General features: G+C 36.3%; 14 protein-coding genes. All 14 read left to right on the top strand.

The features are described from left to right. Nucleotides 1–789 precede the first annotated feature (789 nt). The 14 genes from M3089_RS11365 to M3089_RS11300 all read left to right on the top strand — a co-directional run bounded on the left by M3089_RS11365 (nt 790) and on the right by M3089_RS11300 (nt 14,600). Nucleotides 790–1,296, top strand: a complete 507-nt coding sequence (locus tag M3089_RS11365) for a UpxY family transcription antiterminator (RefSeq protein WP_249084206.1) — start codon at nt 790–792, stop codon at nt 1,294–1,296. Between the two features lie 330 nt (nt 1,297–1,626). Beyond that, entirely contained in the window at nt 1,627–2,766 is a 1,140-nt protein-coding gene (locus M3089_RS11360; RefSeq protein WP_262922174.1) for a Coenzyme F420 hydrogenase/dehydrogenase, beta subunit C-terminal domain, read from the top strand. Next, nucleotides 2,750–4,279: an MATE family efflux transporter gene (locus tag M3089_RS11355; protein ID WP_249084203.1), complete on the top strand. Its 1,530-nt coding sequence runs from the start codon at nt 2,750–2,752 to the stop codon at nt 4,277–4,279. The genes M3089_RS11360 and M3089_RS11355 overlap by 17 nt, the downstream gene beginning before the upstream one ends. Beyond that, entirely contained in the window at nt 4,276–5,433 is a 1,158-nt protein-coding gene (locus M3089_RS11350; protein WP_249084202.1) for a polysaccharide pyruvyl transferase family protein, read from the top strand. The genes M3089_RS11355 and M3089_RS11350 overlap by 4 nt, the downstream gene beginning before the upstream one ends. Before the next feature lies 1 nt (nt 5,434). Continuing rightward, nucleotides 5,435–6,340, top strand: a complete 906-nt coding sequence (locus tag M3089_RS11345; RefSeq protein WP_249084201.1) for a glycosyltransferase family 2 protein — start codon at nt 5,435–5,437, stop codon at nt 6,338–6,340. A 68-nt stretch (nt 6,341–6,408) separates the two neighbouring features. After that, nucleotides 6,409–7,173: a glycosyltransferase family 25 protein gene (locus M3089_RS11340; protein ID WP_249084200.1), complete on the top strand. Its 765-nt coding sequence runs from the start codon at nt 6,409–6,411 to the stop codon at nt 7,171–7,173. Next, nucleotides 7,170–7,379, top strand: coding sequence for a glycosyltransferase family protein (locus M3089_RS11335; protein ID WP_249084198.1), 210 nt, complete (start codon nt 7,170–7,172; stop codon nt 7,377–7,379). The genes M3089_RS11340 and M3089_RS11335 overlap by 4 nt, the downstream gene beginning before the upstream one ends. Before the next feature lie 4 nt (nt 7,380–7,383). After that, complete coding sequence (locus M3089_RS11330; RefSeq protein WP_317236439.1) at nt 7,384–8,160, top strand: glycosyltransferase family 8 protein; 777 nt, start codon at nt 7,384–7,386, stop codon at nt 8,158–8,160. Nucleotides 8,161–8,572: 412 nt separating this feature from the next. Further along, nucleotides 8,573–9,610 carry a hypothetical protein gene (locus M3089_RS11325; protein ID WP_249084193.1) on the top strand — a complete coding sequence of 346 codons (1,038 nt, stop codon included), beginning with the start codon at nt 8,573–8,575 and terminating at the stop codon, nt 9,608–9,610. A gap of 14 nt (nt 9,611–9,624) precedes the next feature. Beyond that, nucleotides 9,625–10,704: a glycosyltransferase family 2 protein gene (locus M3089_RS11320; protein WP_249084191.1), complete on the top strand. Its 1,080-nt coding sequence runs from the start codon at nt 9,625–9,627 to the stop codon at nt 10,702–10,704. Nucleotides 10,705–10,716: 12 nt separating this feature from the next. After that, nucleotides 10,717–11,697, top strand: a complete 981-nt coding sequence (locus M3089_RS11315; RefSeq protein WP_249084189.1) for a glycosyltransferase family 2 protein — start codon at nt 10,717–10,719, stop codon at nt 11,695–11,697. 1 nt (nt 11,698) lies between these two features. Continuing rightward, nucleotides 11,699–12,505 carry a glycosyltransferase gene (locus tag M3089_RS11310; RefSeq protein WP_249084188.1) on the top strand — a complete coding sequence of 269 codons (807 nt, stop codon included), beginning with the start codon at nt 11,699–11,701 and terminating at the stop codon, nt 12,503–12,505. A gap of 108 nt (nt 12,506–12,613) precedes the next feature. After that, entirely contained in the window at nt 12,614–13,828 is a 1,215-nt protein-coding gene (locus tag M3089_RS11305) for a hypothetical protein (protein ID WP_249084185.1), read from the top strand. Nucleotide 13,829: 1 nt separating this feature from the next. After that, nucleotides 13,830–14,600: a glycosyltransferase family 32 protein gene (locus M3089_RS11300; protein WP_249084184.1), complete on the top strand. Its 771-nt coding sequence runs from the start codon at nt 13,830–13,832 to the stop codon at nt 14,598–14,600. The last annotated feature ends 2 nt before the right edge of the window (nt 14,601–14,602 follow it).

Below are 14,602 nucleotides of genomic sequence, written 5' to 3'. Positions count from 1 at the left end.
TATAGAGGACACCTGCAAGGTCTATTGTATCGGTTAATTTTGAACAGCTATTTATATGTGGTGCACCATTGGCAAGTGGTGTGGCACTTGGATGGCTGTTGCCTTTTGGGGCGGTTGCCACCGATATGAGGCATTGGGCATTGGAGCGGCCGTGGTAGGCCGCTCCCGATGCCGCCTTGCGCTGCCCCATGCACACGGCACACAGCGTTTGCCCTGGCGGGCAACTTTGCTCAGCCGTGCTTACGGCGATGGTACACAATGATATGTCGGTTTTGAGTAATAAATACTAATATGATAATCTCCTGTTATGAGATAATCTCCTGTTATGAGATGGTCAATTTAAATAAACTTGCTTTATTATAAGTATTTGTCGTTTAATTCTTAATTATTATCGGTCAACATCTGCGAGTTTCTCAATGTTTCATGTTGTCAAAAAATCTTGTAATCATCGCAAATAAATCGTATTTTATGGCCATTAGAAGAACAAAATTTGTATCTTTGCAGCAGAAATAGACCATCTCATAACAGGAGAGTGTCGCCCGATACGATTAGATGAGCTATTTTTGCTCGGAAAATACGGCGGGCATTGTGGAAAATGACTATTGAAAGATGAAAAGTTTCGCGAATGAAATCTATAACTGCTTGTTTTTCAGTGTATTAAGAAAGCATGCAGGATTGGAAACTTTGTATCATAGCGAGTAATACTAACAGAACTATATGTCTGGCATTGCAAACCAAGAGTACGACCTCTCGTGTGTTCCGTATAATGATGGGCCGAGGTGGTATGTGATGCGCGACCTTACACGAACCAACGCAAAGATGCCTGCCTATAAAATGCTGGAGGGCATGGTGTCGAAGGTGTTTACGCCTATGACGTGGAAAGTGGTTAAGGTTAAGGGCAAAGGTGAGCGTGTGCAGGTGCCTTTTATGCAAGACCTGCTTTTTGTCTACGACCGAAGGAAAAACATCGACCCAATAGTAGAACGCATCGGCACTCTCCAATATAGATATTTGAGGGGAACATACCGGGTGCCAATGACAGTGCGTGAGGCAGACATGAACAGGTTCATGCAAGCCGTGGAAATGTCAGACGACCCAAAATATTATTCGCCCAACGAAATAACGCCGGCAATGGTTGGCCGTAGCGTCCGCATCATCGGCGGACCTCTCGACGGATACGAGGGCCGGCTGCAGAAACTGCAAGGCTCACGCACAAAGCGCCTCCTGGTAGAATTGCCAGGCCTTATCACGGCCGCCGTGGAAGTGCAGCCAGAGTTTATAATGCTCTTGAAATGAATATGTTAAAGTTAGATTCTTTTTGTATTAGTTAGTTGATAATTCTTTGGGTAAATTAGGTTAATATAGTGTGTTGGCATTAGTCATTAGTTTGTATTGACCAATGTATTAGCACAAACAGTCAAGTTAAAGTATGATAATTTTCTATGTGGCTTCTAGAATTGATATGTTTAAGAAGACAAATGATGGGAATGCAAATTGGATTGTGTATGTATAAATCTAAATTTTAGATGTTATGAACTATATTATGATTTTGTCATTTCGTGTGGTCAACTGAAGATTCAGTATTGAAATGCATGTTCGAAATGTATATAATAAGATTTATTCTAAATGTCTGTTGCTAATAAAAAGAAAGAGGAATGTTGCGGCTGTAATGCTTGTGCGGAAATTTGTCCACAGCATTGCATTCGTATGAAAGAAGATTCCAAAGGTTTCTTTTATCCGAGAGTAGACGTCGCTGTATGTATAGAGTGTGGTGCTTGTGAAAATGTTTGTCCATTTGATACCACTAATCTGTTATTACGTGCACCTCTGAAAGCATATGCCGCTTGGAACAAAATCGAAGCAGAACACACATTAAGTTCTTCAGGAGGAGTTGCTTATGTGTTTTCTTCCTATATATTGGGAAAGAATGGTGTCGTATATGGTTGTGCTGCAAATGGAATAGAAGTACGGCATATTCGTGTGGATTCTATTTCTGAATTAAGAAAGTTGCAGGGTAGCAAATATGTACAGAGTGATGTCCGGGGAATGTTCAGACAAGTAAAAAAAGACTTGCAGCAACAGCGTCCAGTATTGTTTATCGGAACACCTTGTCAGGTCGCAGGATTGAAGAATTATATTCGTACTGTGCCCCCGCATTTGTATCTTGTTGACTTGATTTGTCATGGCGTACCTTCTTTGAAAATGTTGTCTGAACATGTTTCGCAAATTAGCAATGGTAGAGAAGTCCTCAATATTTCTTTTCGTAGAGGAACTGCATACTTAATGGAGTTTTCTTGCGAAGATTTTTCTTACGAATGTCATTACTGGAAAGATGCTTATATGCGTATGTTTGTAAATGGTTTTATTTCTAGACCAAGTTGCTATAATTGCCCATATGCCAATTTAAAACGTACTGGTGATGTTTCAATTGGCGACTTTTGGGGATTGGGTAAAATGGATGAGCGTCCTAAAGGAGCTAATGACGCGGTCTCGGTTTTACTACCTTGTAATGAGAAAGGTTTGAGACTGATAAAAACAGTAGCAGGCGCCCTCGTTTTATATGAGCGTCAGGTTCAGGAGGCTGTAAGTGGGAATCCTCAGTTACAGCATCCTACACTTCGTACTCGAAGATGTCGTATCTTTAATATATTTTGGCCATTACTTCCATTTAATTTGGCTGTATGGCTATGCCTGTCAGATCAGCTTATTGCAGCTGTAAAAAGAAAGATATTTACAAAGTGGCTTTGCAATGGTTTCAGGAAATAGTCAGAGGATAGCTCGAAACACAATATTTCTTTATATAAGGACTCTTTTTTCACAACTGATTGCATTGTATACGTCTCGCAAAATACTAGAAATACTAGGGGTTGAAGACTATGGTATCTATAATGTTGTAGGCGGGGTAGTTAGTATGCTTACTTTTTTCAATGGTTCCATGGCAGTGGCAACGCAACGTTTCTTGACTGTAGAGCTTGGCCGTGGAGATTTGGAGGCTTACAATCGTGTTTTTAGTATGGCATATGTCATACATATTGTATTAGCGCTGTTAATCGTTATAGGGGCCGAAAGTGTTGGCCTTTGGTTCCTAAATACCTATTTGAATATTCCATATGACCGTATTGTGGCTGCTAATTGGGTTTATCAGTTTTCTATTTTTTCTGTAGCAGTCGGTATAATGCAGACACCGTATATGGCTTCTATTACTGCTCATGAACACATGGATGTATATGCTTATGTCGGGGTAGGAACATCGATATTGAATCTGATTGTTGTATTCCTTTTGCTTGTTATTGACTATGATTGTCTGGTTGTATATGCTTTACTTTGCTTCTGTATACAATTAATTGTTGTATATGTTTACCGCTTCTATGTTATTCGAAAGTTTGATGAGTGCCATTTCCGTTATTATTGGAATGTAAAGCTTTTCCGATCTATGTTAGGGTTTACTGGATGGAATATTTTTGGTACAATGGCTTGGATTCTCAAAGACCAAGGTATTAATATATTGATGAATATTTTTGGTGGGGCAGCAGTAAATGCCGCTAGAGGCATATCATTTCAAATATTAAGTGCAGTGCAGAATCTTGTTAGTGGTTTTAATACAGCTGTCAATCCTCAACTTACAAAAAACTATGCATCCGGTAATAAAGAAAATCTTCTTCGTCTAATGATGACGAGTTCTAAAATCTCATTCTTTCTGTTGGCTTTGATAGCCATACCTGTTTTGATAGAAATTGAGTACATACTGAATCTTTGGTTAGTAAATGTTCCAGAACACACAGTAATTTTTGCTCGTATTATTCTAATAGAAGCCTTATGTGGTGTTTATAGTGGCCCGATGGTTACTAGCCTAATGGCAACAGGAAATATAAAATGGTACCAAATTGTGGTCGGAAGTTCAATGTTGTTTAATGTTCCATTTTCTTACATATTATTACAATTGGGATACCCAATTGTGGCACCATTGATTGTGTCGATTGGAATTGTAATATTTTCATCGGTATTGCGACTTTTGTTTTGTAAATATCAATTGGGGTTGTCGGTGTGGAGTTATGTAAAAAAGGTAATCTTTCCATCTATTGTTGTCTTCATACTTTCTTCAATCACACCAATGGTAGTGAGCTTATTCATGTCTGTTGGTTTCATGAAACTGGTAACTGTAACAATTATAAGCTTTATTTCTGTTTCTCTGTTTACTTATGCTTTGGGCTTAAATCAAAATGAACGCCAATTAGTGCGTGTATCTATTAATAAATTCTTAAATAAAATCTCACGATGAAACGCAAGGAAAAGGTCGGTATCATTACTTTCCATGCTTCTCATAACTATGGATCTATGTTGCAGGCTTACGCATTGCAGCAAACTATTTTAAACATGGGATATGATTGCGAAATAATTAATTTTCGCACCTTCAGGCAAAAGAATTATTATCGCCCAGAATTTTTAAGAGGTGCTTTGATTGGTCAGTTTAATAGAATTTTGCTCTATCTTCCATTTATATTTCCATTATGGAAAAAGCATTGTAAATTTGAACAATTCCTAAATGAAAAGTTCCGTTTATCGTCCAAGGAATATACTACTGAAGATGAATTGAAACTTACTAAATTTAAATATGACATTTATATTTCTGGCAGTGATCAGATATGGAATCCACTTACTTTTGATTTTGATTTTACCTATTTGTTACCATTTGCTGGAGATTCGAAGCGTATTTCTTATGCTCCAAGTATGGGGCCTAACCCCGATATTGATGTATTTTTAAACAGTGAAACAAAAACTAAAATTAAGGAGTTGCTAGATAAATATGATTGTGTAAGTGTGCGTGAGCGACAAACGCAAGAACAATTATATCGACTGTATCATGTTAGGAGTGTTGTGACAATAGATCCTACACTATTATTGGATTCTGCATATTGGAGCAGAATGGCAGGGGACGAACCATTAGTGAAAGGGAAATATATTTTTCTTTATGCACCTAGGTATTATGATTCTGTTCATGCAGTGGCGGAGCAATTATCACGCAAATTGAATTTGCCTATTGTTGTTTCTCTTTTATATAGTACACGCAAAGGTAATCTTAGTATGATGTTTAAATCCGTTCATTTTAAATTAGCTACTGGGCCAATTGAATTTCTAAATCTTTGCAAATTTGCGACATGTACAATTGGCTTGTCTTTTCACCTGATTGTCTTTTCAATTTTATTACGCATTCCTTTTTATGCTATTGACGGTATGAATGATAGCAGAATTAGAGATTTGCTAATTTTGACAGGGCTAACATCTCGGAGTGTTTGTAATGGTGAGCTAAACGATGCCATTCTTTGTCCTATAGATTTTGATACAGCTCTTAAAAATATAGCTAAGGCACGTAGTCAAAGTGTTGAGTGGTTGAAAAAAAGTATGTCTAATAATTCCAGTAGTTATCAAGATTAGTATGTCAAGCAACAGTTTGATTTCTATAATAGTACCTGTATACAATACCGGGCTTTATCTAAAATATTGTATTCAGAGTATTTTGGAACAGTCGTTTACTAATTGGGAACTTCTTTTGGTTGATGATGGGAGTTTAGATAACTCACTTGAGATGTGTAGAAGTTATGCTGATAATGATATGCGCATCTGCGTTTTACATCAAAATAATAAGGGAGTGACTGCTGCTAGAAGGCTCGGTGTGGAACATTCGCGCGGAAATATATTGTGTTTTGTGGATTCTGATGATACGATGGATAAAGATGCGTTAAGTGTTATGATGGCCAAAATGACGGATGGAGTTGATATTGTTACTACATGGGAGAATGTGGAGAAAACTATTTCTGGTGCTGAATATGTAAATAGGCTTTTGCAAAAGAATACAACACTTTCTCTGTGGGGAAAGTTATATAGGAAAGATATTGTTGTTGCTTCTGGCGCATTAGATATTCGTAGGGAAATCAATATAGGAGAGGATCATTTAGGCAATTTGAAAATAGCATTGTTGGCAAGGAAGGTATATTGTTTACCTGATGCGGTATATATATATCGTGATAATATGCAGTCTGTTTGGCGAACAAGAATATGGTCATTAGAATACGAGGAAATGTTTCGTGAGGAGGTTAAAATGGCTTTAGGGGAACAATTACGCAATTATAAGGAGGCATGGTACAAATTTCAGCTTTATATTTTATATGATTTGATAAGGCATAATGTTTATTTTTCTTATAAAATAGATTGGATTGCCAATTTGCTTAAAGAAAATGATGTGTATAAACTCTCAATACGTGAGAAAATTGTAAAATATGTTAGAAATAGGCACATATGTCGTTGTATTTTGTTATTGGGACATAAGTTAAGAACTCTATGATATTTTATTATGGCTAAAGAGCTCATTATAAATGAGCTACATAGTGGTTGACTAAAGTACGAATAGGTATGAAATCATACGTTATTAACTTAAAAACATCAATTGATAGAAGACAGTATATGGAAAAGCTTTTAATGCCATATAATGATTTTCTCGATGTGAACTTTATTGAAGCCGTAGATGGAAGAATTCTTTCAGATAAAGAATTAAATGATATATGGAATCAGGATGGTACATATAATGAATATGGTCGGTACATGAAAGGTGGAGAGATAGGAGTTGCATTGTCTCAAAGGAAATGTTATGAGGAGATTATAAAGAACAGAGATGATATGGCATTGATTTTTGAGGATGATGTTGTGTTCAAAGATGGGGTTGATTTAAGAAAGGTACTTGATACCCTAAAAATCATTTTACAAACAAATGAGCCGACTATTATTTTATTGTCAGGAAGTTATTGGTTTACTAAAACATGGAAAATAACGGATACAAATTATAAATTGGCCTATGTTTTTGAAGCTATGGGTGCAATGTCTTATCTCGTGAATCAGTCCGCTGCAAGAATAATGCTTAATATGCAAAAAGTGTATCTTGCAGATGATTGGTATAGTTGGAAAAGGAAAGGTGTAAATGTGTATGCTCTTCATCCTCATATAGCTGGCGATATGGATTTATTTAGTTCTGTTATCGCAAGCGGTTATGAGGGGTTGAGACGTAAGAATTTGCCATTACTAAATAAGTTACGTGCATACTACCGTGGGGTAATTCGATATTTCTTGGGTATGATTGGTAAATGGGAACCCCGGAGTGTGGAATATATTAGGATTATATGAAAAAAGATTTTGCATTATGTTTTAATGATGATTATGTTCCGTATGCGTGTGTTACAATAAGGTCAATTGCTGAGCATATGAATATGGAAGATGATGTTTATGTCCATGTCCTAACAGATCGTATATCAATAAAGAATAAAGCGATACTAAAAAAAGCGGCTTTGAATAAATCTAAAAATATTTTTTTATTCGGTAGATTCGGATAGCGAGATGTTTTCTGGAATGCCACCTCAGGCTATGATATGGACAGTTTATGCTTGGTATAGGATGTTGTTGCCGTTAATTTTAAATAATACTAACAAGGTTCTATATTTAGATTGCGATGTATATGTAAATGATTGTTTGGATGAATTATTTTCAATGGATTTGAATACAAGCATTGCTGCCTGTTTAGATACAGAAACGTATAATCCTTCAACATATAATAGATTGAAATATGATAGTAAATATAAGTATGTTTGCTCAGGGGTTTTAATGATGAATTTAGATAGATGGAGGACATTAAATTTATCTAGAAAAATAGTAGATTTTGCTAAAAAAAATTCAAAGGCAATTAAATATCCTGATCAAGATGCGATTAATGTTATTTGCAGAGATGATAAAATTGTACTCCCACCAAATTATGGTGTCACTGTAAGTTATTTCCGTTTTAAAGAATTTATGAAAGAGCATTTATTTGATATGCATGAGCTTATGGAAAATCCAAAAATAATTCATTTTGCAGGCTATCAACCGTGGTTTTATTTTAAAGATAAATCTATGCATTCATTATTATGGTGGAAAACGTTTAGAAGTCTTCATTCATTTCCCAAAGTATATCTAACATATGCATCTTATTTTGTGTTTTACTGGATAAAACGGTTTCTTATATTTTGGGGGTTGATTAAGCCAACAAGCAAGTACTACATGTTGGGATGGTATTATAATCATCCTCGTATAAAATATGCTGATGTTATGAAAACATTGTCATCATTATATACAACTTGAGTCAATGCAACAATGTTATTATTTAATATTCTGACGGATAATCAGTGATTAGTCTAATATAGGAAAGGATGAAACTTTGCCATTTTTGAAAATATGTTAAGAAAATTTTGAGATGAAAAGTACACAAGCAAATAAAGAAATGTAACATTTTAAGTTTGATATTAATTTGTCATGTCTATGAACTTAAATGCAAGGTGTTGCGACTAATCCAAATTGTAGTTGCGTTCATTAAATGAGTTTTGTGCGTGATGTACAGTTTGGTCTTGTAAATCGAACTTTTGGAATTATCCTAAAAGATGGATGTTTGTACATTGGCAAGGCGTAAGATGAGATTTTATATTGCAAAATATTGCTTTTGTAAAACCAAAGGCTATATTATTGTATGCAATTGCCTAACTTAAGTGGAACGAATATGTATAAAAAATATAAAGTTGTTGTAAATACTGCTGCCGGTCGTCGGCGTTACATGCAATATCTGATACCTTATATCGTGTCTTCAGAAATTGTTGACAGATATGACATTTGGATAAACACGCATAATGTGGCGGATATTGAGTTTTTCAATCAGGTGGCGGCTAAGTTCCCTGTAGTCAATCTCGTTTGGCAGCCTGACGGGGTTGTTAATGGCAATGCGAGTATTAATGCTTTTTACAAGAGTTGCGTAGAACCGGAAACAATCTATTTCAAACTTGACGATGATATTGTTTGGATGGAGCCAGGCTTGATAGAGAAGATGGTAAGTTTCAGGGTTGACAATCCACAGTATTTCGTAGTGTCGCCATTGGTGATAAATAATTCGCTGTCAACTTATTTGCTGCAGGTTGAGAATAAGATACGGCTTGACAAATATTACCAAGTTTCATCTTCACACCCGGTTCTGTGGAAAAGTGGTTATTTCGCAAAAGAACTTCACCAGTGGTTTATCGAAAGATATCTTAATACAGGCAAGTGGAACACGCTGCACATTGGGAAGAAAGAGATGGGTATGACCCGTTTCTCGATAAACGCAATATTGTGGTTTGGTGATGAGATGAGAAAATTCGACGGCGTGGTGCCCGGTGACGATGAAGAGTTTATGTCGTGCATATATCCAACGAAGCATGGTATGTCTAATGCTTGGAATGGAGATGCCATCGTGGCACACTTCGCGTTTTTCACACAGCGTAAGCAACTTGATAAGTGGCATATACTTGAACGTTATTGCGAGGTGTGTTGTAAGGATTTCGTAAACTCTGACAAAATGCGAGGATATTATGATGCAGTGCAGGATGCCATGACTTATGTAAAAAGCAACGAGGCAGAGTTGACGCAGCGTAAGTCGCCTTATCGTTCTGTACCGGCAAAAATTACTTGGCGCGGCCTGATAAAGGAATATCTGCCTGAGGCTGTGCGCGAGTTGCTGCTTATAAGATACGACTTGAAACGTCAAGGTGGTTTTATTGTAGAATAAGTTGGTAATATTATATGGACAAGATTCTAACGGTTGTCATACCTACCTACAATATGGAGCGGTACTTGAGGTATTGTCTTGACTCTCTGTGTGTCGGCCGTGGTAGTGATGTTTTGGAAGTGCTTGTCATAAATGATGGAAGTACAGATTCCTCTTCAGCCATTGCCCATGAATATGAGCAGAAGTCTCCAGGCATATTCCGAGTAATTGACAAGGAGAACGGCAACTACGGATCGTGCGTCAACCGCGGATTGACCGAAGCCAAGGGTAAGTATGTAAAGATTCTTGATGCAGATGACAGCTTTGATACGGAAAACTTTCAGCACTTTATCGATTTCCTTTGCACTACAGATGCTGATTTGGTTCTCTCTGACTTTGCTGTGGTCGGCGTTGACCGTAATGTTAGGAAAGTTATAAAATATGGCCTTGGGGCTGGAACTATATTCGATATGTGCAAGGTGTGTGGTTCTCATTCTTTTGTGAATATGCAGATGCACGCTGTTACATATAAACTTGATAATCTGTTGCAACTGGGGTATAGGCAGACAGAAGGTATTTCATATACGGATCAGCAATGGATATTCATTCCGATGGTAGCAGTCAAAACCGTTGCGCATTTTGATGGGGTTATATATAATTATCTTGTTGGTCGGGCCGGACAGACGATGAATCCAGAAGTTAAGATGCGTAATGTTACTCACACTCTAAAATGTGCTTTGGATATGTCTGCAGAATACCAGCGCCAATATGAGAATGTACGTGGAACGGCTTTACAGAAGTATCTTGATGCCAGGATTATACCATTCATTAAAGAGGGGTATGTTTCCTCGTTGGCAAATTACAATCATGACATCAAGAAGATGCTTGCTGACATTGATTGTTTACTGAAGGAACGAAGTCCTTATGTATATAACTTGATAGGTAGTAAAGATGTTAGTTCGTTTCATGGATTTGAATATATTAATTATTGGAGGCGACACAAGAACATCAATAGTATGCTGATGCGGATTATCTGTCGAATTTATTTGAAAATGCTTGCGTCTAAACTTAAGGCAAGGGAGCAAGACCCCATGTATGTTCCGGTGTCATTTTAAATTATCTGAATTGTGGTAAAGGTTTCTGTAATAGTTCCAATATATAAGGTGGAGAGGTTTATCACTAAATGTGTCGATTCATTGATGTCTCAAACTCTTAAGGATGTAGAGTTCATCTTTGTTGACGATGCTTCTCCAGACCGTAGTATTGAGTTGCTGAATAAATGTATTCGTAAATATCCTAATCGAGTTGACAGCATAAAGATTGTTTCTCATGAGAAGAACAAAGGCTTGCCCGCTGCCCGTAACACAGGGTTGGCATTAGCAACCGGTGAGTATATCTTTCATTGCGACAGCGATGACTTCGTTGATTCGGATATGTTGGAAACTCTCTACGATACGGCGCAGAAAGAAAAAGCAGATATTGTTTGGTGTGACTGGTATCTAACATTTGGTCATAATGAACGTTATATGAAGCAACCATGCTATAAAACTTCTTTAGATGCTTTAAAAGGAATGTTAGGAGGGACTATGAAGTTTACTGTGTGGAACAAATTTGTAAAGCGTGACTTGTATATACATAATAATATATTTTTCCCTGCCGGTTATGATATGGGAGAAGATATGACTATGATGATGCTTTTTAGTTGTGCAAAAAAGGTAAAGTATATTCCAAAAGCTTTTTACCATTATGTTAAATTGAATACTGGTTCATTTACACAAACTTATTCGGAACGCCATGTTGTAGAGTTGGATTATAACGTACACAGAATATCAGACTACTTGCATGAGAGATTTGGGAATACTTTGAATAAAGAAATAGCTTTTCTGAAATTGGCTGTAAAATATCCATTACTGATAAGTGCTAATTCAAAAAAATATCTTTTATGGAAAACTTGGTTTCCAGAAGCAAATCGATATATTAAAATAAATCATTATGTTTCATCTAGATGTCGATTTCTCCAAAGGTGTGCGGCGAAAGGTTTCTTTGTAGTTATTAGGATTCATTACATCTTGTTTCATAAAGTCGTTTATGGGTTAATATATAGATAAAATGCGAGCATACGTAACATTATTATCAAATCGGTCTTATTTTGAAGGCGTATTGATTTTGAATCGTTCATTGCAAAAAGTGGAGGCTAAATATCCTCTTTGTTGTGCGCTTTCCATGTCTGTTGAAGAAAAAGTAGAATGTGATTTGAAAAATGAGGGAATTCTTTGTATACGTTTGTCTCAAACGGCTGTTGATGGAATTGTCAATATAGAGGAAGGGGGGTTTTCACATTGGAATTTCACATTTGATAAGTTACTAATATGGGGATTAAGTCAGTTCGAAAAAATTGTTTTTCTCGATTGCGACATGTTTGTTGTCAAGAATATAGATCATTTGTTTGAATGCGAACCTTTTTCTGCTGTTGTAGCTGGGGCGCAATATCCAGGAAATGAACATTGGAAAGAGCTTAATTCTGGTATTATGGTCTTAATACCAAGTGAAAAAGTAAAGAATGAACTACTTGAAAAAATTAATGAGGAGATTGTTGCAGGGAGAACAGAAAAACGTATGATAGGTGACCAAGATGTTATAAAACGTTATTTGAAAACATGGAAAGACCAAGAGAATTTGCATCTGGAACAAGGGTACAATATTTTTGCAGATTATTTATCTTATTACATAAGGAAATTAGGCTATTCATTTAATAGGAATGCTGATAAACCAATTTATGTTATTCATTTCATAGGTAAGGCAAAACCTTGGATGAAGAAAACATTTAGACAATATGTTTGGATGTTGAGAATGTTTTTAAAAAATCCTTACTATCCGATAGTGTACCATAGGTATTTGAAGTTTCTAAGAAGTTAGTCAGAAGTTATGGTGATACATTTAACATATTGCATATTGTTGATAATTATTTGTAGCTTGTACTATTTTCCCTTTTCGTTCCAGGCCCTTCCAACAGTCAATTCTAAAATGGTTGTTGCTGCATTGGGGCTGATATTTTTTGGCTGGGAACGCATTAAACGCAAGTCACTATCAATTCGGAAAGATTTACTGTTGGTTTTGTGTATAGGTCTTGTCTTTTCTTTGTGGTCATTTTTTTCTGTCGTTTATAACAGTACGGATGATATGGTTTTTGCCACTTATTACGTATCTATGTGTGTATGGCTTGGTGGTGCATATTGTGTGATATATTTGTTAAGACAGATGTATGGAAAGGTGACTTTGCAAACACTAATTATTTATATGGGGATAATGTGTGCAGTACAATGTGTGATAGCTGTGATGATTGACAATATTCCGGTATTACAGAATGCTGTAGACAATGCAATTACAGGAATTGATCCTGAATATTTTGAGAAGAACCCTCGTTTGTATGGCATTGGAGTTGGTTTTGACACAGCTGGAATTCGTTTTTCTTGTGTGTTACTTAGCCTTGCATATATGATAAAGGTTAGTGCCTCTTTGATTAAAAAGAATTTATATATATTGTTATTCTTACTAATAGGAGTTGTTGGGAATATGATATCTCGAACAACAATTGTTGGTATAGTCATTGCAGGTTCATATTTACTTTTGTCATCAATCTCTTTGCGTAAGGTAGTCATTACTATTACTTCTAAAAGAATTTCATGGGTTGTGGGATTATGTGTTATATTATTTATTTTATATAATGCAGGAATATATTTGTACAACTCAATGCCAGGAGTACGTGCTGCTTTTGATTATGGATTTGAAGGATTTATCAATTTTTATAAGACGGGATCATTTACAACACATTCATCAGACTTATTGATAGATAGTATTGGTGATATTGTTCCAGATAACGTCAAAACGTGGGTGATTGGTGATGGCTATTTTGCGGATCCATATGATCCTTATAAATTCTATATGGGTACGGATATGGGATATCTCCGTTTAATATTTTATTGTGGCTTGGTAGGATTATTCATTTTTGCGACATACTTTGCATGTTGTACTTATGTCCTTTGTAAACGTGATATGAATCTTACATTGTTTTTCATTTGTTTATTTATGATTCAACTTATTGTATGGATAAAAATACCAACAGATACATTTTGTTTCTATGCTCTAGTTTTGTTGTCTGATGGGCAAGAACATCAAAATGCCACTTGTATGAAGAGACAGGCTATTTCTCAGGAAACATACGACAATAACTTATTATAGTATGATACCAAAAGTTATACATTACTGCTGGCTAAGCAATGATCCGTATCCCGAAATAATACGGAATTGTATGGATTCGTGGAAAGAAGTCATGCCCGACTATGAGTTTAAACTGTGGAACACTCACAATTTTAACATTGACGCTAGCTTGCCATACGTAAGGGAGGCATTCGCCTATCGTAAATGGGCATTTGTGGCAGATTATATCCGGCTTTATGCGCTTTATACGGAAGGTGGTATTTACCTTGACTCCGACGTACGAGTATTGAAACGCTTCGACTGTTTCTTGAACCATCCATTTTTCACCAGTATGGAATATCATCCGTTTATGATAGAACGGGACAATTCAATGGCCGACATTGACGATGAAGGAATCAGAATCGCAGATAAGTATATTTCAGGTATAGAGTTGCAGGCCGCAGTTATGGGGGCTGAAAAAGGGAATCTGTTTGTTAAAGAGATATTGGATTGGTATAAGGACAAGCATTTTATAAAGCCAGATGGAACAATGGGGTTGGATGTAATCGCCCCACAGATATATGCTAGAATAGCTGAGAAATACGGTTTAAGATATAAAGATATAGATCAGAAACTACAAGGTGATTTGATGGTGTATCGTTCTGAAATATTTGCTGGTAACAGGAGAGAAGCCACTCCTGCCTCATACGCAATCCATTACTGCGAGAATAGTTGGAATGACCGTGCTTGGGGAGAAAAGTTCAGACATTACTGGAAGTTCTTTTGCTACCTGCTTAGGTCGAGAATTAAATAATC

The organism is Marseilla massiliensis (assembly GCF_023336985.1).
Classification (GTDB): Bacteria; Bacteroidota; Bacteroidia; order Bacteroidales; family Bacteroidaceae; genus Prevotella; species Prevotella intestinigallinarum.
Note: the sequence above shows the minus strand (reverse complement) of the source record. Positions and strands in the feature narration are given on the sequence as shown.

Bases quoted from the DNA above. Each gene is read 5' to 3' on its own strand.
- M3089_RS11365 (WP_249084206.1), top strand. From the start codon at position 790: ATGCGCGACCTTACACGAACCAACGCAAAGATGCCTGCCTATAAAATG.
- M3089_RS11360 (WP_262922174.1), top strand. From the start codon at position 1,627: ATGTCTGTTGCTAATAAAAAGAAAGAGGAATGTTGCGGCTGTAATGCT.
- M3089_RS11355 (WP_249084203.1), top strand. From the start codon at position 2,750: ATGGTTTCAGGAAATAGTCAGAGGATAGCTCGAAACACAATATTTCTT.
- M3089_RS11350 (WP_249084202.1), top strand. From the start codon at position 4,276: ATGAAACGCAAGGAAAAGGTCGGTATCATTACTTTCCATGCTTCTCAT.
- M3089_RS11345 (WP_249084201.1), top strand. From the start codon at position 5,435: ATGTCAAGCAACAGTTTGATTTCTATAATAGTACCTGTATACAATACC.
- M3089_RS11340 (WP_249084200.1), top strand. From the start codon at position 6,409: ATGAAATCATACGTTATTAACTTAAAAACATCAATTGATAGAAGACAG.
- M3089_RS11335 (WP_249084198.1), top strand. From the start codon at position 7,170: ATGAAAAAAGATTTTGCATTATGTTTTAATGATGATTATGTTCCGTAT.
- M3089_RS11330 (WP_317236439.1), top strand. From the start codon at position 7,384: ATGTTTTCTGGAATGCCACCTCAGGCTATGATATGGACAGTTTATGCT.
- M3089_RS11325 (WP_249084193.1), top strand. From the start codon at position 8,573: ATGTATAAAAAATATAAAGTTGTTGTAAATACTGCTGCCGGTCGTCGG.
- M3089_RS11320 (WP_249084191.1), top strand. From the start codon at position 9,625: ATGGACAAGATTCTAACGGTTGTCATACCTACCTACAATATGGAGCGG.
- M3089_RS11310 (WP_249084188.1), top strand. From the start codon at position 11,699: ATGCGAGCATACGTAACATTATTATCAAATCGGTCTTATTTTGAAGGC.
- M3089_RS11305 (WP_249084185.1), top strand. From the start codon at position 12,614: ATGGTTGTTGCTGCATTGGGGCTGATATTTTTTGGCTGGGAACGCATT.
- M3089_RS11300 (WP_249084184.1), top strand. From the start codon at position 13,830: ATGATACCAAAAGTTATACATTACTGCTGGCTAAGCAATGATCCGTAT.